This window comes from Rhodobacter capsulatus, from assembly GCF_005144475.1.
GTDB classification, from domain to species: domain Bacteria; phylum Pseudomonadota; class Alphaproteobacteria; order Rhodobacterales; family Rhodobacteraceae; genus Rhodobacter; species Rhodobacter capsulatus_C.
In genome coordinates this window covers 1-461 of the sequence record NZ_SWJZ01000170.1, presented here as the reverse complement: position 1 = coordinate 461, position 461 = coordinate 1, and the positions used below count along the sequence as shown (strand labels likewise).

Annotated in this window: 1 pseudogene; it reads left to right on the top strand. The window is 76.6% G+C overall.

Features of this window, described 5'->3' with window-relative positions:
• Positions 1-461: pseudogene (locus tag FBT96_RS20970) on the top strand (hypothetical protein); the annotation flags it as partial.

Below are 461 nucleotides of genomic sequence, written 5' to 3'. Positions count from 1 at the left end.
GCAAACGGCCGAGGCCGCCGCGCAGGCGGAGATTTCGGCGCTGCGCACCCGTCTAGCGGGCACCGAGCGCGACCGTGACAGCCTGCGCCGGGCCCTTTTGGCGCATCGCAGCACGCGCGAGCGGCTGGCTTTGCTGCAGGCCGAAACCGCGCAGGAGGAAGCGCTGGCCGCGGCCCGCCTGACCGAGGCAGCGGCCCAGGGCGACCGGCTGGCCGCGGCACTGGCGCCAGCCCTTGCCCTTGCCGGGGAAAGTGACCTTTCCGATCAAGGTCTTGCCGAACGGCTGGCGGCGACGGTCTCGGCCGTCGGCGCGGCGCGGGCGGCGCTGCAATCGGCGCAGGAGGCCCGGATCGCGCTTGCCCCGCAGCTGGCTGCGGCGCAACGGGATGCCGAAACGGCGGCGGCGCAGGCCGAGGCCATGGCGCAGGCGGCGCGGGACCGGGCCGGGGCGCTGGCGGCCC